The organism is Aequorivita nionensis (genome assembly GCF_046352995.1).
GTDB lineage: Bacteria > Bacteroidota > Bacteroidia > Flavobacteriales > Flavobacteriaceae > Aequorivita > Aequorivita nionensis.
Window position 1 is genome coordinate 2213838 of record NZ_CP130281.1, and the last position, 26422, is coordinate 2240259.

Annotated in this window: 27 protein-coding genes; 11 read left to right on the forward strand and 16 right to left on the reverse strand. The window is 37.7% G+C overall.

The window, feature by feature from the left end; genetic code table 11:
• Nucleotides 1-22 precede the first annotated feature (22 nt).
• The 5 genes from Q2U82_RS10035 to Q2U82_RS10055 all read right to left on the reverse strand — a co-directional run bounded on the left by Q2U82_RS10035 (nucleotide 23) and on the right by Q2U82_RS10055 (nucleotide 5043).
• Nucleotides 23-2227: a RelA/SpoT family protein gene (locus tag Q2U82_RS10035; RefSeq protein WP_410004743.1), complete on the reverse strand. Its 2205-nt coding sequence runs from the start codon at nucleotides 2225-2227 to the stop codon at nucleotides 23-25.
• A gap of 423 nt (nucleotides 2228-2650) precedes the next feature.
• Complete coding sequence (locus Q2U82_RS10040) at nucleotides 2651-3253, reverse strand: hypothetical protein (protein ID WP_410004744.1); 603 nt, start codon at nucleotides 3251-3253, stop codon at nucleotides 2651-2653.
• Nucleotides 3254-3318: 65 nt separating this feature from the next.
• The gene (locus tag Q2U82_RS10045; RefSeq protein WP_410004745.1) at nucleotides 3319-3645 is read right to left on the reverse strand and encodes a hypothetical protein; all 327 of its coding nucleotides are present in this window, start codon (nucleotides 3643-3645) and stop codon (nucleotides 3319-3321) included.
• A 206-nt stretch (nucleotides 3646-3851) separates the two neighbouring features.
• On the reverse strand, nucleotides 3852-4397 hold the full coding sequence (locus Q2U82_RS10050) for a hypothetical protein (RefSeq protein ID WP_410004746.1): 546 nt from the start codon (nucleotides 4395-4397) through the stop codon (nucleotides 3852-3854).
• Nucleotides 4398-4605: 208 nt separating this feature from the next.
• The gene (locus tag Q2U82_RS10055; RefSeq protein WP_140999460.1) at nucleotides 4606-5043 is read right to left on the reverse strand and encodes a hotdog fold thioesterase; all 438 of its coding nucleotides are present in this window, start codon (nucleotides 5041-5043) and stop codon (nucleotides 4606-4608) included.
• Between the two features lie 150 nt (nucleotides 5044-5193).
• On the opposite strand from Q2U82_RS10055, the gene Q2U82_RS10060 reads away from it, so the two are divergent.
• Nucleotides 5194-6018, forward strand: a complete 825-nt coding sequence (locus Q2U82_RS10060) for a tyrosine-type recombinase/integrase (protein WP_410004747.1) — start codon at nucleotides 5194-5196, stop codon at nucleotides 6016-6018.
• A 3-nt stretch (nucleotides 6019-6021) separates the two neighbouring features.
• Here the strand turns inward: Q2U82_RS10060 and Q2U82_RS10065 are convergent, their stop codons facing one another.
• The 4 genes from Q2U82_RS10065 to recG form a co-directional block, all read right to left on the reverse strand.
• On the reverse strand, nucleotides 6022-6387 hold the full coding sequence (locus Q2U82_RS10065; protein ID WP_410004748.1) for a hypothetical protein: 366 nt from the start codon (nucleotides 6385-6387) through the stop codon (nucleotides 6022-6024).
• A 283-nt stretch (nucleotides 6388-6670) separates the two neighbouring features.
• Nucleotides 6671-7162: a hypothetical protein gene (locus Q2U82_RS10070; RefSeq protein ID WP_410004749.1), complete on the reverse strand. Its 492-nt coding sequence runs from the start codon at nucleotides 7160-7162 to the stop codon at nucleotides 6671-6673.
• 152 nt (nucleotides 7163-7314) lie between these two features.
• Nucleotides 7315-8148, reverse strand: coding sequence for a peptidylprolyl isomerase (locus Q2U82_RS10075; RefSeq protein ID WP_410004750.1), 834 nt, complete (start codon nucleotides 8146-8148; stop codon nucleotides 7315-7317).
• Nucleotides 8149-8250: 102 nt separating this feature from the next.
• Nucleotides 8251-10368, reverse strand: a complete 2118-nt coding sequence (gene recG / locus Q2U82_RS10080; RefSeq protein ID WP_410004751.1) for an ATP-dependent DNA helicase RecG — start codon at nucleotides 10366-10368, stop codon at nucleotides 8251-8253.
• A gap of 71 nt (nucleotides 10369-10439) precedes the next feature.
• On the opposite strand from recG, the gene Q2U82_RS10085 reads away from it, so the two are divergent.
• The 8 genes from Q2U82_RS10085 to Q2U82_RS10120 all read left to right on the forward strand — a co-directional run bounded on the left by Q2U82_RS10085 (nucleotide 10440) and on the right by Q2U82_RS10120 (nucleotide 17070).
• Nucleotides 10440-10616 (forward strand): hypothetical protein, encoded by a 177-nt coding sequence (locus Q2U82_RS10085; protein ID WP_410004752.1) that lies wholly within the window; start codon nucleotides 10440-10442, stop codon nucleotides 10614-10616.
• The gene (locus Q2U82_RS10090) at nucleotides 10613-11092 is read left to right on the forward strand and encodes a nucleotidyl transferase AbiEii/AbiGii toxin family protein (protein ID WP_410004753.1); all 480 of its coding nucleotides are present in this window, start codon (nucleotides 10613-10615) and stop codon (nucleotides 11090-11092) included. Before Q2U82_RS10085 ends, Q2U82_RS10090 begins: the two co-directional genes overlap by 4 nt.
• Nucleotides 11092-13152 (forward strand): M1 family metallopeptidase, encoded by a 2061-nt coding sequence (locus tag Q2U82_RS10095; protein ID WP_410004754.1) that lies wholly within the window; start codon nucleotides 11092-11094, stop codon nucleotides 13150-13152. The genes Q2U82_RS10090 and Q2U82_RS10095 overlap by 1 nt, the downstream gene beginning before the upstream one ends.
• The gene (locus Q2U82_RS10100; RefSeq protein ID WP_410004755.1) at nucleotides 13149-14063 is read left to right on the forward strand and encodes a patatin family protein; all 915 of its coding nucleotides are present in this window, start codon (nucleotides 13149-13151) and stop codon (nucleotides 14061-14063) included. The genes Q2U82_RS10095 and Q2U82_RS10100 overlap by 4 nt, the downstream gene beginning before the upstream one ends.
• Before the next feature lie 247 nt (nucleotides 14064-14310).
• Nucleotides 14311-15000 (forward strand): hypothetical protein, encoded by a 690-nt coding sequence (locus Q2U82_RS10105; RefSeq protein ID WP_410004756.1) that lies wholly within the window; start codon nucleotides 14311-14313, stop codon nucleotides 14998-15000.
• A gap of 14 nt (nucleotides 15001-15014) precedes the next feature.
• The gene (locus tag Q2U82_RS10110; protein WP_410004757.1) at nucleotides 15015-15665 is read left to right on the forward strand and encodes a hypothetical protein; all 651 of its coding nucleotides are present in this window, start codon (nucleotides 15015-15017) and stop codon (nucleotides 15663-15665) included.
• Nucleotides 15644-16396 (forward strand): sensor histidine kinase, encoded by a 753-nt coding sequence (locus Q2U82_RS10115; protein ID WP_410004758.1) that lies wholly within the window; start codon nucleotides 15644-15646, stop codon nucleotides 16394-16396. The genes Q2U82_RS10110 and Q2U82_RS10115 overlap by 22 nt, the downstream gene beginning before the upstream one ends.
• A 41-nt stretch (nucleotides 16397-16437) precedes the next feature.
• Nucleotides 16438-17070: a response regulator gene (locus Q2U82_RS10120; RefSeq protein ID WP_410004759.1), complete on the forward strand. Its 633-nt coding sequence runs from the start codon at nucleotides 16438-16440 to the stop codon at nucleotides 17068-17070.
• On the opposite strand, the gene Q2U82_RS10125 is transcribed toward Q2U82_RS10120, so the two are convergent.
• Nucleotides 17067-17591 carry a hypothetical protein gene (locus Q2U82_RS10125; protein ID WP_410004760.1) on the reverse strand — a complete coding sequence of 175 codons (525 nt, stop codon included), beginning with the start codon at nucleotides 17589-17591 and terminating at the stop codon, nucleotides 17067-17069. The two genes, Q2U82_RS10120 and Q2U82_RS10125, sit on opposite strands and share 4 nt — an antisense overlap.
• Before the next feature lie 136 nt (nucleotides 17592-17727).
• A complete protein-coding gene (locus Q2U82_RS10130) occupies nucleotides 17728-19344 on the reverse strand; it encodes an FMN-binding glutamate synthase family protein (protein ID WP_410004761.1) in 1617 nt (538 codons plus the stop codon).
• Between the two features lie 147 nt (nucleotides 19345-19491).
• Here Q2U82_RS10130 and Q2U82_RS10135 point away from each other — a divergent pair, with 147 nt between their 5' ends.
• Nucleotides 19492-21810: an ATP-dependent helicase gene (locus Q2U82_RS10135; protein WP_410004762.1), complete on the forward strand. Its 2319-nt coding sequence runs from the start codon at nucleotides 19492-19494 to the stop codon at nucleotides 21808-21810.
• Nucleotides 21811-21869: 59 nt separating this feature from the next.
• On the opposite strand, the gene Q2U82_RS10140 is transcribed toward Q2U82_RS10135, so the two are convergent.
• Nucleotides 21870-22742, reverse strand: a complete 873-nt coding sequence (locus tag Q2U82_RS10140) for an alpha/beta hydrolase fold domain-containing protein (protein WP_410004763.1) — start codon at nucleotides 22740-22742, stop codon at nucleotides 21870-21872.
• Nucleotides 22743-22854: 112 nt separating this feature from the next.
• On the opposite strand from Q2U82_RS10140, the gene Q2U82_RS10145 reads away from it, so the two are divergent.
• Nucleotides 22855-23472 (forward strand): L-threonylcarbamoyladenylate synthase, encoded by a 618-nt coding sequence (locus tag Q2U82_RS10145; protein ID WP_068761329.1) that lies wholly within the window; start codon nucleotides 22855-22857, stop codon nucleotides 23470-23472.
• Between the two features lie 8 nt (nucleotides 23473-23480).
• Here Q2U82_RS10145 and Q2U82_RS10150 read toward each other — a convergent pair whose 3' ends face one another.
• The 4 genes from Q2U82_RS10150 to Q2U82_RS10165 form a co-directional block, all read right to left on the reverse strand.
• Nucleotides 23481-23978 carry a nuclear transport factor 2 family protein gene (locus Q2U82_RS10150; RefSeq protein ID WP_341271717.1) on the reverse strand — a complete coding sequence of 166 codons (498 nt, stop codon included), beginning with the start codon at nucleotides 23976-23978 and terminating at the stop codon, nucleotides 23481-23483.
• Nucleotides 23975-24310: a hypothetical protein gene (locus tag Q2U82_RS10155; protein WP_410004764.1), complete on the reverse strand. Its 336-nt coding sequence runs from the start codon at nucleotides 24308-24310 to the stop codon at nucleotides 23975-23977. The genes Q2U82_RS10150 and Q2U82_RS10155 overlap by 4 nt, the downstream gene beginning before the upstream one ends.
• Before the next feature lie 133 nt (nucleotides 24311-24443).
• A complete protein-coding gene (locus Q2U82_RS10160) occupies nucleotides 24444-25304 on the reverse strand; it encodes a flagellar motor protein MotB (RefSeq protein ID WP_410004765.1) in 861 nt (286 codons plus the stop codon).
• Between the two features lie 96 nt (nucleotides 25305-25400).
• Complete coding sequence (locus Q2U82_RS10165; RefSeq protein ID WP_410004766.1) at nucleotides 25401-26393, reverse strand: glycosyltransferase family 2 protein; 993 nt, start codon at nucleotides 26391-26393, stop codon at nucleotides 25401-25403.
• Nucleotides 26394-26422: the final 29 nt, after the last annotated feature.

The following is a 26422-nucleotide window of genomic DNA, read 5'->3' on the forward strand; positions in this document are numbered from 1 at the left end:
AGGTTGCAAAGTTACTTAAATTTTACACTCTAGTAACTTTATCAATTCCGTTTATTTTTTTGATGTTTTCAACAAGGTTGCTGAGAATGGTTTTATTCTTGACTACAACAACAATTTTTCCAGTGAAAACGCCGTCATTACTATCAAAGTGGACGCTTTTCATATCTATGTGAAGGTTGTTGGAAATTACTTTTGTCACTTCGTTAACCAAACCAATAGTGTCAATTCCCGATATTTCTAAAATCGCTTTAAATTCACGTTGCGTACTGTCTATCCACTTGGCGGGCATAATGCGGTAACTGTAATTGCTTTGCAGTTGTAAGGCATTCGGACAGTTTGTTTTATGCACTTTTATGCCTTCATTAACCGTTACAAAGCCGAAAACATCATCACCGGGAATGGGATTACAGCAATTTGCCATTTTATAATCTAGCTTATCTTCGTTTTTACCGAAAACCAATTGATCAAACTTTTCGGTTATTTCTTCTTTGTGAACATCTTCGGGCTTGTCTGGCTTACGGATTCTGTTTTTGAAAAAACTTATAAAGGCATTGCTTCGCGAAGCGGCAAAATCCTTCAGTTTTTGATTATCGATAATGCCAGCGCCTACGCGGTAATACAAATCAAGGCTGGTTTTCACTTTAAAGAAAACTACCAATTGGTTGAGCATGCTCTCGTCCAAATTGAGTTTTAAAGATTTTAGTTTTCGAGCTAAAACTACTTTTCCTTCTTCGGCTAATTGTTTCTTCTCGTCTTTTAGTGACGATTTAATTTTGGAGCGTGCGCGCCCTGTTGTTGCATAATTTAACCAGTTGGCAGTAGGTTTGGCGTTTTCGGAAGTTATAATTTCCACTTGATCGCCGCTTTTCAGTTCGTTGCTCAGTGGAACAAGTTTTCCGTTCACTTTTGTACCGCGGGTGTGCATCCCGATTTCTGTGTGAATGTGGAAGGCAAAATCCAAAGCCGTAGCACCTTTGGGAAGCGAATACAAGTCGCCTTTTGGGGTAAAGACAAAAATTTCCTTTGCATAAAGATTCAATTTGAATTCTTCCACAAAATCCACAGCGCTTATTTCTGAATTTTCAAGCGTGTCCTGCAGTTTGTCCAGCCAGTTTTCAAGTCCAGCGTCGTCTTTTTCCTTGTTTTTGTATTTATAGTGCGCCGCGAAACCTTTTTCGGCAATCTCGTTCATTCGTTCACTTCTAATCTGTACTTCTACCCAACGGCCTTTCGGGCCCATAACGGTAATGTGCAAAGCTTCATATCCAGTTGATTTTGGGGAAGAAATCCAATCGCGTAACCGTATTGGGTTTGGACGGAAATGATCAGTAACTATGGAATATATTTTCCAGGCGAAGAATTTTTCATTCTCTGGCGCACTTTTGTAAATAATACGCACAGCAAATTTGTCATAAACCTCGTCAAAGCTCACGTTCTGCGCAAGCATTTTTCTTCTGATGGAAAAAATGGATTTTGGACGACCTTTAATTTCATATTCCAAATTCTCGGCGTCCAATGAATCTTTTATCACCTTGTTAAACGCATCAATATAAGCGTCCTGTTCCTCTTTGCTTTCCTTTATTCGGCCTAGAATATCGGCATAAACTTCTGGCTCGGTAAATTTTAATCCTAAATCCTCCAGCTGGGTTTTTATGTTGTATAACCCGATGCGGTGGGCGAGGGGGGCGTAAATGTAAAGCGTTTCAGAAGCTATTTTTCGCTGTTTGTCTGGCGGCATGCTGTCCATGGTTTGCATGTTGTGCAGCCTGTCCGCAATTTTTATAATGATTACGCGAATGTCTTCATTGAGCGTAAGCAACATTTTCCGAAAGTTTTCCGCTTGCATGGAAACATCTTCAGACATGGAGATGTGTGCAATCTTGGTAAGCCCATCTACAATACGCGCCACGACAGTGCCGAACATACGTTCAATATCTTCTAAAGAATAGGTTGTGTCTTCAACCACATCGTGCAAAAGAGCTGCGGCAATGCTGGTAGCGTCCAAACCAATCTCTGCGGCCACAATTTTTGCAACCGAGATGGGGTGAAAAATATAAGCCTCGCCACTTTTGCGGCGCTGCTCTTTGTGGGCATCTACAGCAAGATCAAAAGCACTGCGAATCAGTTTTTTATCTTCCTTGGTGAGTGTTCGATAACTGATCTTTAGCAACTGTTTGTAGTGCTTGGCAATCTCCTTTTTCTCTTCTTCTAGTGCGGCTTCTGTCATAAACCTAAAAGTATTGAAAAGTATTTTAATGGGCAAGGAAATTAATGGGCGGGTTGGGGCTGCTTATGACAAAATTTAAATAACCAAAAAAATATATAGCAATTAGAATTTATGTTGAAATTGTAGAAAAAAGATTAGGTTTTTTTAAGTTGAATCTTTGTTGAACTAAACCTAAAGGTAGCTTCACGGGACAGTTACATCACGATTCACTACCTTTAGGATCAAGGTTTAATCTAATACTCAATATTATGAAAAAAAAGTGACACCCTTATTGAAAGGGCCATTATTTCCGTTCCAGAGTTTGCAGTCCTCTACACCAGACCATTCCACATAGTGCCGACCGAAAAACAACGGTTCAGTCAACACGGCATTCATGTTGGGTCGTTCCGACCACACGAATGCTTAGTTATTGCCCACAGTATTTTATTCCGTAACGTTAAAAATAACATTACTAAATTCAATTGGTTCGTCTGAGGGAAGTTTTACGTCGATTTCGATTTCACAAGTTCCAGTTCGCTCGGGAATAATAATGGTTTTATTATCAGTCTCAATAATTTGTCCATTGTTCGTTTTTAAAGTCCTATATATTTTTGGAACTCCGATAATGATTTTAATTTCGTTTTCCACTCCAACTTTCAAATCAGACGAGTTTTTTGTATTAAAACCTACTGGTTCGGCTTTATGAAGAATGGCTATATTTTGTGAAAAATCCATTTCTTTTCCTTGAAGGATTACTTTTCCTTTAATTTCAAAATAACCAGCTTCATTGGGACGAGTGGAATAAACAAATCGGTTGTCAGAATCATCTATTCCACTATAAATGGTGTCATTTTCGTTTAATTTTTTAGTCAGTTTTATTTGAGCGACAGAGTCAACACCACACAAAATCAGTTCCTTTTCGAAATGGAAATCTTTATACCCAACCCAAGTTGTGCTGTTTGAAATTAGAGTAATTTCAGTTTCTGTTTTTTTGTTACAACTGTTAAAAATCAGAAGTAAAAATATTAATGGAATCAGTTTTTTCATATTGTGGGCAACGTTCTGGCTATGCGCAGTGACCCGAAGGGCATTGCGTATAGGTGCTGTTGTGGTTAGTTTTTTTCTTTTTCATATTCAACATACAGAATCCCTGTTTCCATTCGAGCTTGTATAGTCAAGGTAAGCGAGTCGAGATTTGAGAGGAACAAAATTTCTTGTCCTTCTTGCTTAATTCCATTTTTTGAGACTTCTTTCAATACAATACTTGAATCCATGAATTCATACTTACCTGAGAGTTCTTCGGAGTCAGTCCGAATTATGAATGTCCCGTTTTCTTCGAACACCAAAGTTTCAATGGGCCAATCCACAGTTATTGAATCTTCAGAATCAAAATACTGATAAGAGTAATTCCATTTTCCGTGAATTTTGTCTGAGTCCATTTTTGTTTGTCCGAATAAGTATGCTGGAAAAAGAATCAAGGACAATATGATTGTTAAGGATATTTTCATTTTAATTAACCACAACGGTCTCGTATAACCGTCAGTTACGGGTTAAATTAGCGATTATTTTCGGTTTAGCACAAGCCTAAGCAATTCCGAGTGGATTCGGACGTAGTCGAATCCGCCGTAATTGCGGTTATACATTGTTAGCCACTGGTTTTTTTATTCATAATTCTTTTCAAATCCTTAACTAAATGTTCTTTTATTCCAAATTCCAGACATTCGGAACTTCCGCGAAAACTCATTTCAGGAACGTAAGGAATTTTCAAGTATTTAGATTTCAGTTTTTTTTCAATTTCGATAGCCTTTTCTCCGTCCGAAAATTTCTCGTCGAATAGAATTTTGTATTGGTATAAAATTTGTCCTTTAATTATCCTTTCCTCAACTTTATTACTCGTTACTCCAAATTTTAAGAACCGTTCTCCATTTCCAATAAATTCAATCAGATATACTCTTTTGGTTTTTTCGTACCACGGACTTTTATGAAATCCGCTTTTTCCAGTTTTATCACAATTCGGACATCCTCTTTTGTCAGTATAATGAGCACGAGGACGCATCAGAAATTCTCCGTGTTCTTTACAAATGATTATTACTTTTTTTTCAGTTGTTTGATAGTCAACTTTTGAATAATCGTATTTGTCTCCGTGGACTTCTTTGGCTCTTGCTAAAAATGTATTGACGTTTGTTCTCATTCGTGTTCGATGTTCAACTTGTGGCTAACGTTTTGCGTGTATGAGAAGTAGCGGATTAAAAAGCATTTCACTTTCAGTTTGGTACTGACTTTTATTATATGTGCTGACCTTTGATTTAGCACTAAAACCGCTATTTCTTATACACGCTGTTACCTGCTGGCTATTTTTATTTCAGTATATATTTCCTTTTTTATTTTAGAAAACAATTTTACTTTTCTGTCGGATTATCTTTTGGAAAAAAATTATAAACACCTTTACCTTCTGCAATTAGTTCATCATTTTGGAAGGCTTTCATTTTCGTTACAAGTATTCTATTTCCAAATCTAACAATTTTGCCTTCTACAATTATTGATGATGCTTCCGCTCCTTTCAAATAATCAACTCTTATATCAATTGTAGATAACTTATCCTCAAAAGATTTAAAGTGAGTTCCGCCCGCAATTCCTCCAACAGAATCCATTATTGTTGCAATAATTCCTCCGTGCCATCTATTTCTTCTAAAATCTCCGACTACTTCGTCTCTGAATGGAACACTAACCTTTACAAATCCTTTTTCAAGAACTAATAATTTTAGTCCTAAAAATTTATGAATTGGAATGTGTTGTTCAATTACTTGTTTAAATAATTCAATGTTTTGTTCTGTCATTTTTTTTAAGTTTTATTATTTTTTAGCTTGCAGGTAACTATTATATACACGCAATTTAACAAAAAAGTGCTTATATACAACCTAATCAGTATGGTTATATATAGTTTTTGTCGTATTTTCACATACACAACCCTTTAGCTGTATATACACATGTTTGCCGAATTTGAAACGCTGCTTAAAATAAAAAGATACAGTCCCAATACTATCATTACTTATGTGGGGCTTCTTCAGTCTTTTAGCGACTATATAGGTGAATTTCAAGAAATACATAGGCTAGATTCAAAACATTTGCTTCAAAAAATAAGAGAGGTTATACTAGACAGGAGTTACGCATATACAACCCAAAAGCAATTGTTGAGCGCCTTGCAATTATATTTAAAGGAAATGCACAACCGCGAAGCAGATTTCAGCACCTTGCGCCCCAGAAGTCCGCAAAGAGTATTACCAGACATTTTATCATTGGCGGAAGTGAAATTGATTTTAGACAAAACCGAAAACACCAAACACAAAGCCATGCTAACCACTATTTATGCATTGGGGCTGCGCAGTGGAGAGCTTATTGATCTGCAAATTGCACATCTAGACGGTAGCCGCAATATGGTGTTTATAAAACAAGCTAAGGGTAGAAAAGACCGAATGCTACCTTTTCCAGAAAAATTAAAGAATTTGCTTAGGGAATATTATAAAACCCATAAGCCAAAAAAGTTCCTTTTTGAAGGTCAAAATGGCGGCCCCTATACTGCTGGTAGCCTAAGGGCTGTTTTTAAACAAGCCGTAAAACGTACTTCTATTAAAAAAAACGTTACGCTGCACAGCCTTCGGCATGCATTTGCCACACATCTATTGGAATCTGGCACAGATCTTAGAATAATTCAGGAACTATTGGGGCATAGCACTATTAAAACTACAATGCTCTATACCCACCTTACAAACACACACCTATTGAAGGTAAAAAGCCCTTTGGAATTTTTATAGCCTTTACCCTTTGCGCATCACCTCTTTTAGGGTTTCCAGCTTCGCGTTCAGCAATTTGTTTTCTTCTTCCAGCGCGGCAATACGTTCCTGCAAGGGCAGGGTAGGGTCTGGGGCGTTGGTGGTAAAATTGGGCGGTAACTGGGCGGCGAGGTCCATAAAAAAGTTGTGGTTTAGCCCTAGCGAAAGCTGCCAAAGGGTTTTGCAATACAGATTGTCCTGCCGCTGGTAGCGCATCACGCTATCTGGCGTTTTGCCCATAATGCGCGCAAGCGAGCTTTTGCGGGTTCGGTTTTTTTTAAAATATGTTTTTAATAGCTTCCCTAACGGTGGCAGGGGCAGGTCTTCTAGTGTATATTTTTTATAGTCCATAATATTGTAAGGGTTTATAGCATATTAAATATGGTTTATACAATAAAATATGCGTTTTATAGCATATAATAAATTTTTGGTAATAGATATTAAATGTTTTATAGCATAAAACGTTTTTTCTGCAATAACTAAATAATGGTCTAAAGCATATTATATTGGGATTTCAATATTTTATATTGTTTTTATGGCATATTATATTGAAAAGACCGCACTTTTTTGCTTTCAGTCGTTTACAAAAAAATACAGATTTAAATCTGTATTTTTTCTGGAGTCTTTCTCCGTTTTAGGGGGTTGGTTCTCCTTCGGGTCTGCCATTGCCACCTTGCCCGGCAAAACGGGCCTTTAACCGTTCATAGCTCTCTTGGGCGCCCAGCATGCCGTTGCGCGCCATAACAGCAATCATTCCATAGGTGCCCGTGCCAGAGCCGTAGCTCTCGTGGCCTACCATACGTTTAATGTCGCGCACCAGGTTCAGTACGTTTTCCATACGGCTTTCAATGGTCTCTGCCTGTTCAAACAGGTCGCGGTCATTCACAATAAACGCAGGGTTAAAAAAACCGTCCAAGTTTAAGTTTGGATTGTTCTGAAGTTCATTGATCACCTCGTCCACAAAAATTTTGTTGTCAACGCTAATGGCGTTAAAGCTGCTGCGCTCCTCATCTGTAATAACAATGGGCGGCAGGTTGGCCTCCACGGTGTTGAGGGCGTCCATGATAGTGGACATGGCTTCTGGAGTGATAACCTCGTTAATAAGGTTTCTTTGAGAATTGCTCATAATTAAAAATTTTAAAGATTAATAGTGTCGCTAATTTTTAAAATTTTCAAATACCAGTCAAGAGGAAAAACCCTGTTTTTGCTGGGGGATTTCCCCCTTTTTTTAAGGGGGGATTTAGGGTATTGTTATTTCTTGATACTTTAAAGAGGGGTTTATTCAGAAACAAGAAAACGCTTTTGGGTAACAAAAGCATCATTCGTTATGGCCATAAAGTACATGCCCACGGCAAGTTTGTCAATTTGAAAGTCTGTTAAATCAATTTTGTTGACCCCTTGGCTTACTTGAATCTTTTTGGTGGCGAGCACCGCACCGTTCACATTTCTTATGGAAAACTCCGTCATAGCGGTTGTTTTGCTGTTTATTTCAACAACGCTTTGTTTGGTCACGGGGTTTGGATAAATGGTGTATGCGGCTTCGTTCGCATTAAAATCAGTTGTGGCAAGCGGTTGCGTAACGCGCACCATATTCATTACTACGGGCGTTATGGGTCTGTCATTGCCATCAACAGGTACATTTTCTATCAATTCAACAACGTCCCAACCTGTAATTACTTCACCAAATATAGGGTGTGCAGAGGAAAGTGGCGGATTGTCAAAATCTAAAAAAATGTTGTCCTTAAGGTTGATAAAAAATTGACTTCCGCCAGAATTGGGCTGGCCGGTATTTGCCATGGAAATTGTTCTTTCCAAATTGGATAGGTCTGGGTTAAATTCATCTGGAATGGTATATCCAGGTCCACCGCTACCTGTGCCAGTAGGGTCTCCGCCTTGAATTACAAAATTTGAAATTACACGATGAAAAATAATGCCATCATAAAATTCGTCTTCTACCAGGCTTAAAAAATTACCCACGGTAATAGGCATTTGGGCATCATAAAGCTCCACTTCAAAATCGCCCATTGTGGTATAAAAGGTAACGACGGTTTGGGATTGTACAGTGCCAACGGAGCCAATAATAAAAAGAAAATAGAGTAGTGCGTTTTTCATGGTGTGTAAGTTTGGTTTAAAAATTAAATATATAAGATTTATTTATGAAATCGTCTCTATAAAGCAACTAATGGCTACGCACTAAGGTTTTGCGCGCAAAAATTAAGAAATGTAATTCCAGATATTGCGGTACTTCACAAGCTGTGCATACGTATTTTTAATAGGAATATTTTCTTCGGAAGTAAGGTTGGGATCTGCCTTTAATGTTTGCATGGCATAGCTGCGGGCAATCTTCAGTATTTCAGAATCCTTTACAATGTCTGCAATGCGAAGGTTAAGCACGCCGCTCTGTTGGGTGCCCATCAAATCGCCGGGGCCGCGTAGTTTTAGATCTACTTCGGCAATTTCAAATCCGTCGCTGGTGCGTACCATTGTTTCCAAACGGGTTTTGGCATCTGCAGAAAGTTTGTGGCTGGTCATTAAAATACAATAACTCTGCTCTGCGCCACGACCCACACGGCCTCGCAACTGGTGCAATTGAGAAAGTCCGAAGCGCTCCGCACTTTCAATAATCATCACACTGGCGTTTGGAACATTTACACCCACTTCAATAACCGTAGTGGCGACCATAATTTGTGTTTCACCTTTTATAAAACGGTTCATTTCATATTCCTTATCGACAGATTTCATTTGTCCGTGAACTATGGAAACCTGATAATGAGGCCCCGAACCGTCGGGAGGAAACTCGCGTACAATACTCTCGTATCCGTCCATCAAATCTTTGTAATCCATGGTCTCACTTTCCTGTATCAAAGGGTACACAATATAAACCTGTCTTCCCTTCGAAATTTCGTCTCTAATAAAGCGAAAAACTTTGAGTCTATTTGCATCAAAACGGTGCACGGTTTTGATGTCTTTTCTGCCTGGTGGAAGTTCGTCAATTACACTTATATCCAGGTCGCCATAAACGCTCATGGCGAGGGTGCGGGGGATGGGGGTGGCGGTCATCACGAGTACGTGTGGAGGGTGCTCATTTTTGTGCCATAATTTGCTGCGTTGTTCCACTCCAAAACGGTGTTGCTCGTCCACAATTGCAAGCCCTAAATTTTTAAATTTCACCTTATCTTCGAGCAGGGCGTGGGTGCCAATTAGGATGTCTAATTCGCCATTTTCCAGTTTTTCGTGAATTTCTCGTCTCTTTGAAGTTTTAGTTGAGCCAGTTAGCAATTCAATACTGGTGTTCAGTTTATTACATAATTCAACCAATCCATTATAATGCTGTACTGACAAAATTTCAGTCGGCGCCATTAAACAGGCTTGAAAACCATTGTCAATGGCTATTAACATTGACATTAGCGCTACGATGGTCTTGCCGGAACCTACATCGCCCTGCAAAAGTCGGTTCATCTGTGCGTTGCTGCCCAAATCGTTGCGGATTTCTTTGATCACACGCTTCTGTGCTTCGGTCAATTCAAAGGGTAAATGTTCCGAAAAGAAGGTGTTGAAATTATGCCCAATTTTATCAAAAGGATAGCCCTTAATTTTCGATTTATGGATGAGGTTTTTCCGAATTAATTGCAGTTGGATATAGAACAATTCCTCAAATTTTAATCGGTATTGTGCACGTGCTAAATGGGCCTGACTTTTTGGAAAATGTATGTTGAAAAGTGCCTCCTTTTTTGAGGCCAATTTTAGCTGTTCCAAAAGTGGTTTTGAGAGTGTTTCGGCGAAGGCATTTTTGCTCTCCAAAAACAGCTGTTGCATCAACCCATTTATCACCCTATTTGTGATGCCACTGTTCCCCAATTTTTCGGTGGAAGGATACACAGGTTGCATGGCAGAACGGATGCTTTTTTCATGCGCATCCAGCAATTCCATTTCGGGGTGCGGCATTGAGAAGCTGTTGTTGAAATAATTCGTTTTTCCGAATATTACATAGGGAACATTCAACTTTAAATTTTCCCGAATCCATTTTTGGCCTCGAAACCAAACGAGTTCCATCGACCCTGTTTCGTCAATAAAAGTTGCGACAAGTCTTTTTCCACGTTTTTGTTCAACCGTTTTTATATGTGTGATTTTCCCGATAATCTGAACTTCGGCATTGGTTTGCTGCAATTGCGCGATTTTATAATACTGAGTACGGTCCAGATATCGATTTGGAAAAAGGTTCAAAAGATCCTGAAAAGTGTGGATGCCAAGCTCCTTTTTCAGCAAATCCGCCCTGTTTGGGCCGACGCCTTTAAGATAGTCGATAGGAGTTTGCAGAAAATTGGCATTCATAAAACGAATTTACTAATTCCGAAGGAAGTGAAGGAATCACAATTAAGAATTATTATCTTTAACAGATGGAAATGAATTTTAGAACAAAAGAAGAAAGTAAAAAGCTGCAGGAAGCAGAATTCTTGGCACTATCCGGTGCTGAACGGGTTTTTGCCTTTTTTAGATTGTGCTATGAAATGCGGGATTTTCCTTCTCAAGAAACTTCAGATAAAAAGGATAATTTCATAATTCATTTTAAAAATAGATGATTGAACCTTGGGATAACAATATTCGTGATTTTATTAAGGGTTGCAAGAAACATGGAGTAAAATTAATTATGGTTGGCGGTGGCGCCGTAAATTTTCACGGATACCAAAGACATTCAGCCGATGTTGATTTTTGGTTGGAACCAGTTGCAGAAAATTTTAAAAAACTAATTCTTGTTTTTCAGGAAATGGGCTTTGAAATTGATGATTTTCCTAAAAAAGTAAAAGAGCAACAGCAAAATATTTCAATTAAATTCACCCCAAGTATTCTTAATTTAGAGATTATCACAAATTTCTCTGTGAATAAGCCTTTTGCTAAAGCTTTTGAAGAGGCTGTACAAGTTAAAAAGGATGGTTTGGAATGGCGTGTTTTGTCTTTTGAAGATTTAATTATTAGCAAGATTAAAGCTGGACGCCCAAAGGATTTATTGGATATTCAAGAACTACAACGCGCCAAAAATAATTTAGATAAAAAATAATGGTCAAATTTTTTTTAACGTTTTCACTTTTTTTATTTTCCATTCAACTTTTTTCACAGCAAACTGATGTTGTGGATTTTTTGAAGATTGAGGCATCAATTGGCCCAGATACTGTTGAAAAGAAAATTGAGGGACGTTTTTTGGCCACTTTCGAAGTTTTAAAAGAAACCGATTCTATTTTTATGGATGCCGTTAATATTAAAGTTAACGACGTACAAACTAAGAATTTCAAAATTACTTCTGAGGGGAAAAAGGTATGGTTTGTTGGAAATTTTGAAAAGGGAAAGATCTATAAAGCTGATTTTTGGTATAGTATGATACCAAAACAAACGCTTTATTTTTTTGGTGACGAAATATGGACACAAGGACAAGGAAAATATACATCGCATTGGCTACCAAGTATTGATGACGTTAACGATAAAATTGAGTTTGATTTAATGTTTCTTATTTCAAAGGATAAATCTGTGGTTGCTAATGGAAAACTGATTGATTTGCAGAACGTTAACGAAGTAATCGCTTGGCGTTTTGATATGGAAAAGCCTATGTCCAGCTATTTGGTAGCTTTTGCAATCGGTGATTTCAATAAAAAAGACCTAACTTCAAATTCCGGAATTCCAATTGAATTATATTATAAACCCTCAGATTCACTAAAAGTAGAACCCACGTATCGCTACAGCAAACAGATTTTTGATTTTTTGGAAAACGAAATCGGCGTTGCGTATCCGTGGCAAAATTACAAGCAAGTTCCCGTTCGCGATTTTCTATATGCCGGAATGGAAAACACAACCGCCACTTTCTTTTCCGAAGCTTTTATGGTTGATTCCACTGGCTTTAACGACAGAAACTATGTAAACGTAAACGCCCACGAGCTCGCCCATCAATGGTTTGGCGATATGGTTACCGAAAAAGCAAGTGAGGATCATTGGTTGCAGGAAGGTTTTGCGACCTATTACGCTTTGTTGGCCGAAGAGGATATTTTCGGAGACGATTATTATTACTGGCAATTGTACCAAACCGCGGAGCAACTAAAGACTGCGAGCGATGAAGGCAAAGGGGAGTCGTTATTAAACCCAAAGGCAAGTTCGCTTACCTTTTATCAAAAAGGAGCTTGGGCGCTTCATATTTTGCGAGAACGAATAGGGGATGAGGCTTTTAAAATGGCAATCAAAAATTATTTGGAAAAATATAAATTCAAAAACGTTTCTACCGATGATTTTTTAAATGAAGTGAAAGGTGTTTCTGCAATTGATATTTCAGATTTTGAGAGGAAATGGTTGCAACAAAGCGCTTTTAAAGGGGAAGAAGCGTATCAATCTTTATTGAAATCTGAGTTTATAAAAAAATATTTTGAAATCTCTGCGCTTCGGGCAACGCCCTTAAAGGACAAAAAACTTCAGTTGAAAACGGCGCTTACATTTCCCAATGATTTTATTGGGCAGGAAGCGGTTTATCAATTGGCGGGCGAGCCGCTCTCTGAAACGCTTCCACTTTACAAAACCGCTTTCGAAAGCAATAATCTCTACGTTCGGCAGGCTGTGGCGCTTTCGCTTCAAGGCATTCCGAAGGAACTTCAAACAGAATACGAAAGCCTTTTAAACGATAATTCTTATGTAACAATGGAAACCGCGCTATATCAACTGTGGATGCAATTTCCAGAAAAAAGAACCGAATATCTCAACAAAACAAAAGGAATTGAGGGTTTTCAGAATAAAAACATTCGGCAACTCAGGTTGACATTGGCTTTGATTACAGAAGATTATGAAAACTCTGAAAAGGAAAATTATTTAAAGGAATTGAAAAATTATACCTCTACAGATTATAGTTTTGAGATCCGTAAAAAAGCATTTGAATACGTAAACGAACTTCAGCTTTGGGATTTGGAAACGCTCAAAAATTTAGTGGAAGCCTGTGTGCATCCCACGTGGCGCTTTTCAAAACCTTCAAAAGAAATGCTGAGCAACCTACTTCAGGATAAAAAATACTACGAACAAATTAAGGTTTTAGGAAGACAGGTTTCAGAAAAAGCGGCTAATTATTTAAATTCAATCATAAAGGAATGAGAGCTTTGGTAATTTCAGGCGGTGGGAGCAAAGGCGCATTTGCGGGAGGAGTGGCTCAGTATTTAATAGAGGAACTCCACCAAAATTATGATCTTTTTGTAGGTACTTCCACCGGCAGCTTGCTCATTTCACATTTGGCTTTGGACAAGGTTGAAAAAATTAAAGAAATCTATACATCCGTTAACCAAAAAAGTATTTTTAATAGTTGTCCGTTTGTTATAAAGGAAGATAAATTTGGTGGCAAGCAGATTGCAATTGACCATTATACGGTACTTCGGAATTTATTAAGAGGAAAAAAAACCTTTGGTGAGAGCCTCAATTTGCGAAAACTAATAGAAAATACACTCACCGAAGTAGAATTCAACAACTTGAAGGCTTCAGAAAAAGAAGTGGTTGTAACGGTTTCAAACCTTTCACTGAACCAAGTGGAATACAAGTCGGTTAATGATTTTGAGTATCAAGATTTTCTGGATTGGATTTGGATTTCTTCAAATTACACACCTTTTATGAGCCTTGTGAAAAAAGATGGCTGCGAATATGCCGATGGCGGTTTTGGGAGCATGGTGCCTATTGAAGAAGCTATAAACAGGGGTGCAACTACAATTGATGTGATAATTTTAGAAACAGAAGTTACCTATTATAACCGCCTGCCTTCAAAAAATGTGTTTTCATTGCTTACAAATATGCACAATTATATGGCAGATAGAATAGAGAAACAGAACATCCGCATAGGAAAATTTGTAGCGGCCAATAAAGATGTTATTATCAATCTTTATTATACGCCAACGGTTCTAACAACCAATTCCTTGATTTTTGATAAAGAGATGATGAGCAAATGGTGGGAACGCGGCTATGAATATGCACACCAGAAAAATGAAGAGTTAAATGAAATTCGAACTAAAGACGATTGATTTTTTGGTATCCTCTGTTACGCCCCTGACCGAATACTATTTGAAATCGATCTAGAGAACGGAGCCAAAAAAAGGGGGATTTCCCCCTTTTTTTAAGTATTTTCCCTGTATTTCCCCTTGAATTTATCTGTAAGAGACTGATAATCAATTATTATAGTTTATCTTCACTTTTTTCTTAAATAAACCGCATTTTTAAATGTGAGTTTTACTAATTACATTTATCCAACAACTGTAAAAACCTTTTATTATGACTACAACAATGACCAACCGATTTCTGCTACTTCTTTTTGCCAGTTTGATGCTGGTAAGCTGCCAAGATCCAACTACACATACAGAACCTCCTTATGAAGGCCCACCAAAAGATAATATTATTTCTGTTGAGCGCGCAAAGGAGATGTATGATGCTTATTCGAAAAGACGAGTTCCTATAATTCAAAAATACGAAGATAGTATTGTTTCAGACGGGTCAATATTTGAGCCCACACGCTATGCCGAATATGATTTGGCAACCATAAAACAATACATTGCTTTTATAGAACACGAAGCTGAGCAAGCCAATGTAGATATCAACACTTTACGATTCTACCTTTCCAACTATCCAAACAGTGATAAATACCCGAATGGAGATGCTGTTAAGTATCCAAGAAGAAATAGCTTGTTTGTGGTTCCAACAATGGAATATGAGGGAAAAAATGTAGGTTTTTCTATTGAAGAAGTAGATGGAAAATATACGGCTATACCTATCAATAGAAGTGTTTCGTCACAAGAGAGAAACCAAGATAAAGATCAAACCGACTCTATTGGGCAAATGAATGAAGCTGGATTTCTTATGTCAAATAACGCAGCGGTTCAAGGAGGAGGAACTACGAGTTTAATTTTGAATGATAGCGATCTGGTTCCACCCCCAGGCACGAATGATTTTGACCATAACAATTAGAGCAATTTCATCTCTTGACTATACTTTTTGAAACTTTAGATTATACCAAATGGGCTCTTTATGTGGGGGTTTTTGTCGTGGCTGTTTTAAAATACCCGCTTTACAAGAAAACCCCACTCGTATTTTTCCCTATTGTATTATTGTTTACAATAGTCGCGGAATTTTCGGGAAGATATGTAAGGGATGTATATGAACTGCCTAATGCAATTATTTACAATATATATTACATCTTTTACTTTTCGTTGCTGATTTATATTTTCATGAAAGTTATTGATGTAGAAAAGTTCAAAAACTATATTAAAATTGGTATTGGCGTTTATTGGTTGTTTTATTTGGGGGATTGGCTTTTTACCAATTTTATGGAAATAGGGTTTATGATATCTTATTTTGTAGGGGCTGGAGTATTGGTGTTCGCTATTATTCTTTATTATATTAGCATTTTGCAATCTTCGCTCGTACTTGTAGTGAAAAATGACCTTTTGTTTTGGGTAAGCGTTGGCCTCTTTCTTTTTTTTATTGGATATGTTCCCATAAAAATAATAAGAACAATGTTTTATGAAGCCAGTAACTTTTTTGAGCTTTTAATGGTAATACAGCTTTCTCTCATTGTAGTTATGTATCTTTTCTTTTTGACAGGATTTTTATGGATGAAAAAGAGGTCATAATAATTGTGGCAATAGCCATTCCGGTAACACTGGTTATTATTGTTATTGTACTGTTCAGTGTTTTTGCACGCCGAAAAAACCGACTATTGCGCGAACAGGAAGAGGCCAAAAAGGTATTTGATCGTGAATTGGCAGAATCACAGATAGAAATTAGGGAACAGACACTCCGTAACATAAGTTGGGAGCTACACGATAATATTGGGCAGTTAATGACTTTGGCAAAAATCCAGGCCCAAATGTCGCTGGAAAAGCCAGAAATGATGATAGAGGTCTCAGAAACTATAGGAACGGGCATTGACGAGCTACGGGCTCTTTCAAAACTGATAAACCCCGAAGCTTTGAAAAGTCTTAGTTTAAAGCAAGCAGTTAGTTTAGAGATTGAGAGGTTCAATAGATTGAAATTTATAGCTGCACAATTAACTGTAAACGGGAACGTATTTCCAATAGAAAGCAATACCCAAATTATTCTTTTTAGAATTTTGCAGGAATTTTTTTCAAACACCATTAAACATTCCAAGGCTTCTTCACTTAAAGTGGTACTTGATTATACTGATGAAAAATTGACCATTACAGCCGCTGATAATGGAATAGGGTTTGAAAAAGATGATAATTTTATGGGAATTGGATTGAAGAATATGATAACACGTGCAAAGCTTATCAATTCATTTTTGAAAATAGACTCTGTAAAAGGAGAGGGCACCACTTTACACTTAACCTATAAATTTGCTTAAACAGATTTATGGCACTAAAACAATTTTAAAAGAAGATAGAGATGAATTATTCTGTAGTAGTTGTTGATGACCATTTTTTGCTTTCTCAGGCCATTGGAGGCCTTGTTCAAGAGTTTAATAATTTCGATGTACTTTATCTTTGCAAAAATGGGAGGGATCTATTAGATAAATTTGAAGACCCAAATAATATTCCAGATTTGGTATTGATGGATATCAAAATGCCCATTTTAAACGGAATAGAAACTGCCGAAAAACTAAAGAAGGATTACCCAAATGTAAAAGTGCTGGCCCTTTCAATTGAAGAAGACGAATACACTATTTTGAAGATGCTCCGCGCAGGCGCCAAGGGGTATCTTATGAAAGATACCAAAAAGGATATTCTTGAAAAAGCTTTGTTGGAGGTAATGCAAAAAGGTCAATATTATACAAATAACGTTTCTAAGATACTTATGGAGTCAATTGAAAAAAATATTGACACCGAAATAAAAGATAAAGAATTGGAATTCATAAAACTTGCCTGCACAGATATGAGCTATAAAGAAATTGCCAAAGCTATGTTCTGTAGTTACAAAACCGTTGAAGGTTATAGGGATTCGCTTTATAAAAAACTCGGGATAAAAAACAGGATTGGGCTTATGCTTTTTGCCATTCACCACAATATGTTTACACCTTAAAAAAGTTCACTCACTTCTTTTTTAATATAAGCCAAAGCCTTTTGTGAAGGTGTTACTTCATCCATAAAATTTTGCAACAACCATTCCCGCATTTTGTCAACATTGCCATCCTTTTCGTGCATTGCTCCTTGGCGAATAACGTGTATGGTGGCATTTTTGGCAGCGTTTATCAAGTTCCAACATTCTGGTGAAACGTATATCTGTTGTGTAAGATTATGTTCATATTCCTGCTCAATATTCTTCACTAGTAAACTTTCATAATCGTCTTTTGAATCTGAAAAAGGTTTTACACGAACCAATAGTTTATTGGGATCTATGCGTTCCAAAAAAAGCGTAACGCGTTCGTAAGCCTGTAACCTAAGTGGTAAAACCTGCTTCTGAGCTTCTTTTTGAACCAAATATCTCCTTCTGCCTTCCTCGTTTGCCGTATGGCCTTTAAAGAAAAAATAGGCAATTATGCCCACTACTATTGCCGGTAAAAGGTAGGCTATGTAACTAATGATTTGAGTTGTTTCTTCCATAAACTGTTTTTAAATGTGAACAAACTTAAGGTGTTTTTAGAAAAGAAAAAAGGTTACCTTGTCTTTAAGTCTGCTATTAAACTTTCATTTTTTTATTGCAAATTTTACTACTTTGAAATGCTTGATAATTAATAATCTAATAACGTACTTTATTTTTTTTCCGCATCGCTTTCACTTCTTTCTTAGCTTCTTTTTCGTGGTAGTTTCCACCCAGATGTTCACAATGCGACAAATTTTTCATACTTTCAAAAGGCACAGCACATTTATGATACATAAATGATTGTGATAAGGTTTTGATTAGGTTTTTGTCGCCAACCGTCATATCCACATCATCCATAGTGAATTGACACGGGTGCTCATAGCCACAAGCGTGGGTCATTTCAAGCAGTTCTTTTCTGAAATTTTTAAAATAGAAATGGGCTCTTACTGATTTGTCTTCAATATTAATACCACGTTGAAGCCATTTATTTTGAGTAGCAACACCGCTGGGGCATTTGTTCGTGTGGCATTGTTGAGCTTGTATGCAGCCAATACTCATCATAGCCTCGCGGGCCACGTTTACCAAATCTGCACCCATGGAGAATGCCATGGCTGCTCTTGCGGGAAAGCCTAATTTTCCACTGCCAATAAAAACTATTTGGTCACAGATGTCATGTTTTTTGAAGATTTTATAAACTTCTGCAAAACCAAAAAGCCAAGGCAAAGAAACGTGGTCTGCAAAACTAGGGGGGGCAGCACCAGTTCCTCCTTCACCGCCGTCTATTGTTATAAAGTCAGGTCCTTTTCCAGTTTCTTTCATGAATTTTGCCAACTCTTCCCATTCATTTAAACGTCCCACGGCTGACTTTATTCCAACAGGAAGTCCAGTTGCTTCAGCAATACTTTCCACAAATTCAACCAAACCTTTAACCCCTTCAAAAGCTGAATGGTTTGGAGGTGAAAGCACGTCTTGGCCAAGAGGCACATGGCGTATTTCTGCTATTTCAGGAGTAATTTTTGCCCCTGGTAGAACGCCACCTTTTCCTGGTTTTGCACCTTGGGAAAGTTTTACTTCTATGGCCCGCACTTGTGGATTTTCATTTACAAGCTTTACGATTTTTTCCATCGAAAAATTTCCATTTTCATCACGCACTCCAAAATAACCTGTGCCAAAATGAAAAATTACATCGGCGCCTGTCTTATGATAAGGAGAAAGCCCTCCTTCACCTGTATTGTGGTAGGCGTATGCAAGTCCGCAGCCTTTGTTTAAAGATTCTACTGCTCTTGCTGAAAGCGATCCAAAACTCATTGCCGAAACATTGATGACCGAAGCTGGGCGATACGGTCGTCTGCGTTTATGATAATCTCCCATTAGTTTTGCACAAGGCAAAAAGTATGGGTTTTTATAATTCGGGTTGTCCTTTTCCACTTTATAGGGCAACATCGAATTGTTTATGAAAATGTAGTTTGGTTCATAAATATCCCGATCAGTTCCAAAACCCTCGTAGTTGTTTTCGTTTTTTGCCGAAGCATAAATCCAGCCGCGCTCAATTCGATTGAAGGGTAGTTCCTCACGGTTGTTGGCTACAATATATTGACGAAGCTCTGGGCCGATACTTTCTAACATATACCGAATATGCCCAACAATAGGAAAGTTGTGACTTACGGCATGATGTTTATTGAAAAATACATCGCGAATGGCGACGATAAAAAGGAATATTAATATCCAGGCCCACCAAGGTATCTGACCCAAGAAAGATAGAAACTCGTCCATAAAATACAATTTTTGATAAAGGTATTTAAAATAAATCTCATTTGGAAAGAATAATAAAGAAGGTGGCTATTGTTTATAATTTCACATAAATCTATTTACATATTCTTTCCATAATGGCTATTTTCACAGCTTGAAGAAAATGAAGTTTTGGAAAAATATTTAGAACAACTTAACGATGCCCAGCGTGCGCCAGTGCTGCAAAAAGACGGTGCGATGATCGTTATTGCTGGCGCGGGTTCGGGCAAGACGCGGGTGCTTACATTTCGTATTGCTTATTTGATGTCGCAGGGAGTTGACCCGTTTAATATTTTGGCGCTCACTTTTACAAATAAAGCCGCGCGCGAAATGAAAAACCGTATCTCAAAAATCGTTGGCGCCAGCGAAGCCAAAAATCTTTGGATGGGAACCTTCCACAGTATTTTCGCAAAAATACTTCGGTTCGAGGCAGACAAACTTGGTTATCCTTCCAACTTCACAATTTATGACACGCAGGATTCGCAAAGTGTAATCCGTGCGGTGATTAAAGAAATGCATCTTGATAAAGACGTTTATAAATACAAACAGGTTTATTCACGCATTTCTTCCTATAAAAACAGTTTGATTACCGTAAAGGCATATTTCAACAATCCTGAATTGATTGAGGCAGATTCAATGGCGAAAATGCCGCGTTTGGGCGATATTTATAAATCGTATGTTGACAAATGTTTCAAAGCCGGCGCAATGGATTTTGATGATCTTTTGCTGAAAACAAACGAATTGTTGACCCGTTTTCCAGAAGTTTTGGCGAAATATCAAAACCGTTTCCGCTACATTTTGGTGGATGAGTACCAAGATACCAATCACAGTCAATATTTGATTGTGCGTGCGCTTTCTGATAAGTTTCAGAATATATGCGTTGTGGGCGATGATGCGCAAAGTATTTACGCTTTCCGCGGAGCGAACATCAACAATATTTTAAATTTTCAAAAAGATTACGAAGAGGTAAAAGTGTTCCGTTTGGAGCAGAATTACCGTTCCACAAAAAACATTGTAAACGCTGCGAATAACATTATTGAAAAGAACAAAACCCGACTTGAAAAAGTAGTTTGGACGGCCAATGACGAGGGCAATAAAATCCTCGTAAACCGAACAATGACAGATGGTGACGAAGGGCGTTTTGTAGCGAGTTCCATTTTTGAAAATAAAATGAACCATCAGCTTAAAGATGGCGATTTCGCAATTTTATACCGAACCAATGCGCAAAGTCGTGCAATGGAAGATGCGCTTCGGAAGAAAGATATTCCGTATAGAATTTACGGCGGTCTCAGTTTTTATCAGCGAAAGGAGATAAAAGATGTTTTGGCGTATTTGCGTTTGGTGTTGAACCCAAAAGACGAGGAAGCGCTGAAACGCGTCATTAATTACCCAGCGCGGGGAATTGGCGAAACTACAATTGAACGCTTGATTGTTGCTGCAAACCATTACAACCGCTCGATTTTTGAGGTGATGAAAAACATCGAAAAAATTGATTTGAAAATAAATTCCGGAACCAAAAATAAGCTGCAGGATTTTGTGACGATGATAGAAAGTTTCCAGGTTTTGAATAACAATTACGATGCTTTCACTATAACAGAACACGTTTCAAAGAAAACGGGATTGCTTCAGGAATTAAAAAAAGACGGTACTCCGGAAGGAATTGCCCGAATCGAAAATATTGAGGAATTACTGAACGGGATGCGCGATTTTGTGGAAGAGCAAAAGGAAATTGCAGATGCAACCGGCTCACTTTCAGAATTTATGGAAGATGTGGCGCTCGCAACCGATTTGGACAACGACAAAGGCGATGATGACCGCGTGGCATTGATGACCGTTCATTTGGCAAAAGGTTTGGAATTTCCGTACGTATATATTGTTGGGATGGAAGAAGACCTTTTTCCAAGTGGAATGAGTATGAATACGCGCAGTGAATTGGAAGAGGAAAGAAGGCTTTTTTACGTTGCTTTAACACGTGCCGAAAAGCAGGCTTATTTAACTTACACACAATCGCGCTACCGTTGGGGAAAATTGATTGATGCCGAACCAAGCCGTTTTATTGGGGAAATTGACGAAAGCTTTTTGGAGTATTTAACGCCGATTACTGAAAATCGTTATAAACCTTTGCTGGATGCAGATATTTTTGACGAAGTGGACCACAGCAAACTTAGACTTCGGAAACCTGTTGCCGGCAAAGCACCGATGGGACCAACGGAAGAACAACTCAGAAAATTGCGAAGATTGAAACCCGTAACCAGTGATTCTGATAAAAACTTCAATGCCGATGATGCCAACTTAAATGTGGGAACAATGGTAGAGCACGTTCGATTTGGAAAGGGAAAAATTCTTAAAATTGAAGGCGTGGGCGCAGACACCAAAGCGGAAATAGATTTTGAAAACGGAGGTTTGAAAAAACTACTGCTCCGTTTTGCAAAACTGAAAGTTGTCAATTAGCGAATTTTTCAATTAGCGAATTAGTTGATCAGTCACAAATTAACTAATTCGCCAATCCACTAATTGTCAACTTCCAAATAAGTATCTACATAAGCACTTATCTGTGCTTTCATATCTTCAATATCTACATTTGCCCAATCGCCGTGACCGCCTTCATAAATATTCAAAGTATGGTCTATTTGTGCATTGTCAAGAGCAGAATTTAATGTTGTTGCATTTGAAAGCGACACCAAAGGATCAGCGTTTCCGTAGAAAAGTAGAGTAGGGCTACTATTGTTGGAAACACGAAGCGCGGGGCTCAAAACTTCGGCATAATTTGTTCCGGGAGGATACGCATTTTCATCGACCAAGGCAGCCATTAAAAACGGAAAATCAGGATTTTCACTGTAAAAGGGGTCCGTAAAATCTGACGGTCCCACAATGTCACCAACCAATTTTACTTGATCGTCTGTGTCATAGGCATAATCATACATCAAAGAAATATGTGCTCCCGCACTAGCACCAATTAGAGCAAACTCTGGTAAAATGTGCAATTCGTCTTTTTCTGAAGTCAGCTTGTTGATTACAGCATCCAAATCTAAAAACTGGTTTGGAAATGCAGGCGTATTTATATCTGCGAGCACGTAGTTTATATTCACTATCGCGTGATCCGGATGCCTAAGTTTGATGTATGGAATCAGAAAATCCATATCTGCTTTATCGCCACCGGTCCAACCTCCGCCGTGAACCAGCACGATTACTTTCGTTTTTTCTGTAGAGCGGTTTTCGGGTAAATAAAGATCATATTTTTCTTGGGCGTTATTTCCGTAGGAAACGTTTAAAAAAGTTTCGGCAACCAATGGCTGTTCTGGTCTACTGTCATTATCTTTTGAACAGGAAACGTAACCAAATTGAATTCCGAGGAATAAAATTATAACGAGGAGTTTTTTCATAAAAAGGGTTTGTTGGAACTAATAACGAGGAAAAACTATATTTATGTTATGTTGTACGCACGAAGTTGTTAATTATTTTAAAATGACATATATTTAAAATTAAAATACTGCTATGGCTGAATTCATAAAGATTTACGAAGAAAATCCAAACCCTAAGGAAATTAAGCGGGTTGTAAAGATTCTCCGCGACGGTGGCGTCATTATTTATCCTAGCGATACTGTTTACGCCTTGGGCTGCGATATAAAAAATAATCGCGCAATGGAACGTGTGGCGCAGCTACGTGGCGTGAAACTTGAAAAGGCTAATTTTTCTTTTGTTTGTGAGGATTTAAGCAATCTCAGCGATTATGTGAAGCAAATTGACACGCCAACTTTTAAATTATTGAAAAGAAACCTGCCTGGCCCTTATACGTTTATTCTTCCCGGAAACAATAACCTGCCAACGGTTTTCAAAAAGAAAAAGGAAGTGGGAATTCGTGTCCCAGACAATTCGATAACACGTGCTATTGTTCAGGAATTGGGAAATCCAATTATTTCAACTTCCATAAAAGATGAAGATGAGGTGATAGAATATACCACAGATCCGGAGCTTATTTTGGAGAAATGGGACAGTTTGGTGGATCTTGTTATTGATGGCGGCTATGGCGGAAATATTCCTTCCACGGTAATTGATTTGACGGGAGCGGAGCCAGTAGTGATTCGTGAAGGTAAGGGTAGCTTAGAACTTTAGGTTTTATTTCACTTCTTTTGAAATTCTGAAAGTAGAAATCGGGTTTGTTGGTTAAGTTTTTTCTTGAAAAACGCCGTCCATCCTACCAAAAAACCTTTAAATCCCATTGCTTGTTTAGACCAGCGGTACAGGCTGAATTTGTCAACGTGGTTTATGATTTTGCCATCCTTGAATTTAAAAGTAGCATTTATTATATTATGGACTTTTCTGCCTGTTTTTGTGAAGGTGTAATAGGCTTCCCAACGCGCTTTTCCCGCTTCGGGCGTGTATTCAATATTTGAGGTTATAACTTTAAAATCCTTTCCCTTTTGGGAGTGGCAAAGCATTCGCCACATATTTTTGGCTTCTTCGCCGCGTAAAATTCCAAAAGCGGGATCTTCAAAAGTAATATCGTCGTGGTACCATTCCACCATTCGCTCTGCATCCAAATGTGTAAAAGCGTCGTAAAACTTTTCAATTATATTTAATTCGTCTTTGCTAATGATTTCAATATTTAAAAGACTTATTTAAGCAAATGCTGAAGACCTCGATAAATGTTTTCTTCAAGAATATCTATTGAACCATCGGTGAGAAACATTTTTTTAATATTCTCAAAAAGGCGGTCTATTTCGTGTTTGGAGTAATTGAAACGCTCTACGGTAGATTGAATTTTTTGAATGCGTTGGTAATCGTTATCCTTATCAAATTCTTTGTGGACTTTTCTGTATTTTTCCTCGCCTACTTTAGATTTTATAAATTCCTTTTCTTCTTTGGTTTCAATAAAATTGGCATTGGCGCAGTATAGTAAAATATATGCTTTAAGTTCTTCGCGGCTCCAATTGGTTTTGAATTCTTCCATATTTTTAAAGTATTATAGCTTGTTTTGTTTTCTAATCTAAGATACGAAAACCTATTCAAAGATTCTTTTGATACAGCCAATAAAAAACCCGGCCTTTTATGGACCGGGTTCTTTTATTTTATAGCTTCAGAAATTATTTTCCTCCAGCTTCAAGGGTTTTCATTTCCTTTTCAATCATATCATAGAATTGATCGATTTTTGGAAGTACCAGTATACGTGTACGTCTGTTGGTAGCTCTGTTTTCAGCAGTGGTATTAGGTACCAATGGCACGTAATCTGCACGACCTGCTGCAACCAAACGAGATGGCGCCACACCAAGGTTCTGAAGTTCTCTTACGATGGCTGTAGCTCTTTTCACGCTCAAATCCCAGTTGTCAAGTAACAAACCATTTTTGTATGGAACGTTATCTGTATGGCCTTCAACCATTGCTTCAAAATCAGGTTTTCCGTTGATTACTTTTGCAACTTTACCTAAAATTTCGCTAGCTCTGTTTGAAATCTGGTAGCTTCCGCTTTTGAAAATCACTTTATCAGATAGGGAAATGTAAACTACTCCTTTTTCAACATTTACTTCAATGTCTGGATCGTTTACACCAACTTCTCTTTTTAAGCTGGTAACAAGCGCAAGGGTAACACTGTCCTTTTTGTTAAGTGCATCTTGCAAACGAGTAATTTTTAAATCTTTTTCTTTTAGGCTTTCCAATGATTTTTCAAGATTGGTTGCACCTTTAGAGGTCAACATTGTAAGATCTTTTGAACTTTGTATAAGATCTTCGTTGGTTTTTTTCATATCTGCCAAACGCTCTTCAAGTGCCTTAGCTCTTGCAGAAGCAGCAGCTCTTTCAGTAAGACAGTCGTTAAGTTTAACGGTTGCCGTGTTCAATAAATCCTGTGTGTTTTTCTGTTTTGCTTCAAGTTCGGCATACTTCTTCTTAGATACGCAAGAGGTAAATACCAAACCAGAACACATTGCTAGAATCAATAGTTTTTTCATAATTTGTAAGTGTTATATTAGATTGTTTGTTTCAATAATTCAGACCAAAATTATTAAAATACTCTTCAGTCCAAAAACGATTAACAATACTTTAAGTTATAGTTGATCATAATGTTTCTTTTTGAACATAAAATATTGAAAAACAATAGATTTGATTTTAAAATAGTTTAAAGTAGAGGCATTTTCTTTCCTTTTTTGAAGGAATTTTTGAAATAAACCATAAAAACTGAAGTGCGCTTTCAATATAGCGAAGAAATGCTTTGGTTTTCCCTGCAGCAAAAACTGAAATGCCGCAACAGCGTCCAATAACATTCTTATAAAAATGGAACTAAAAACTGCTGTTCCTTTTGCGTTTTTCAACAGGTTTAAAAGGGAATTCCGGAAATTGAAAAAAGTTTTTTTAGGGTTTAAAGCTGCCAGGGTAGCACCACCAACGTGATACACTTCTGAAGCGCCTACGTAAAGTATTTTTCCACCTTTAGCCTGTAAACGCCAACAAAGGTCAATTTCCTCTTGGTGGGCAAAGTAATCTTCATCCAATCCACCGGCTTGCCAAAAAGCATCTGCCTTTACAAAAAGGCAAGCTCCAGAAGCCCAAAATATTTCAGAAACATCATTGTATTGTCCTTTATCTTTTTCAATGGTATCGAAAATTCTTCCACGACAAAAGGGATAACCATATTTATCAATAAAACCGCCCGCAGCGCCAGCATATTCAAAATAGTCCTTGTTTTTATAATCTAGTATTTTTGGCTGCGCGGCAACAACTGAAATATCTTTTTCAAATTCTGAAATTACAGGCTGCAACCAATTTTCAGTCACTTCCACATCGCTGTTCAGCAATACGAAAATATCTTCAGATAGGTTTTTTAAAGCATCATTATAGCCTTTTGCATAGCCGCCATTCACTTTGTTTTGGATGATTTTTACTTTGGGAAAAAATTCTGAAACGTATGAAACCGAAGTATCGGTGGAAGCATTATCTGCCAAATAAATAGTGGCTTCGTGAGAAAATTTCACTACTGAGGGAAGAAATTTTTCCAACAAATCTTTTCCGTTCCAATTTAGGATGACTACAGCTACTTTCACGGGTGTAAAGATAGATTTTTGAAGTGTTT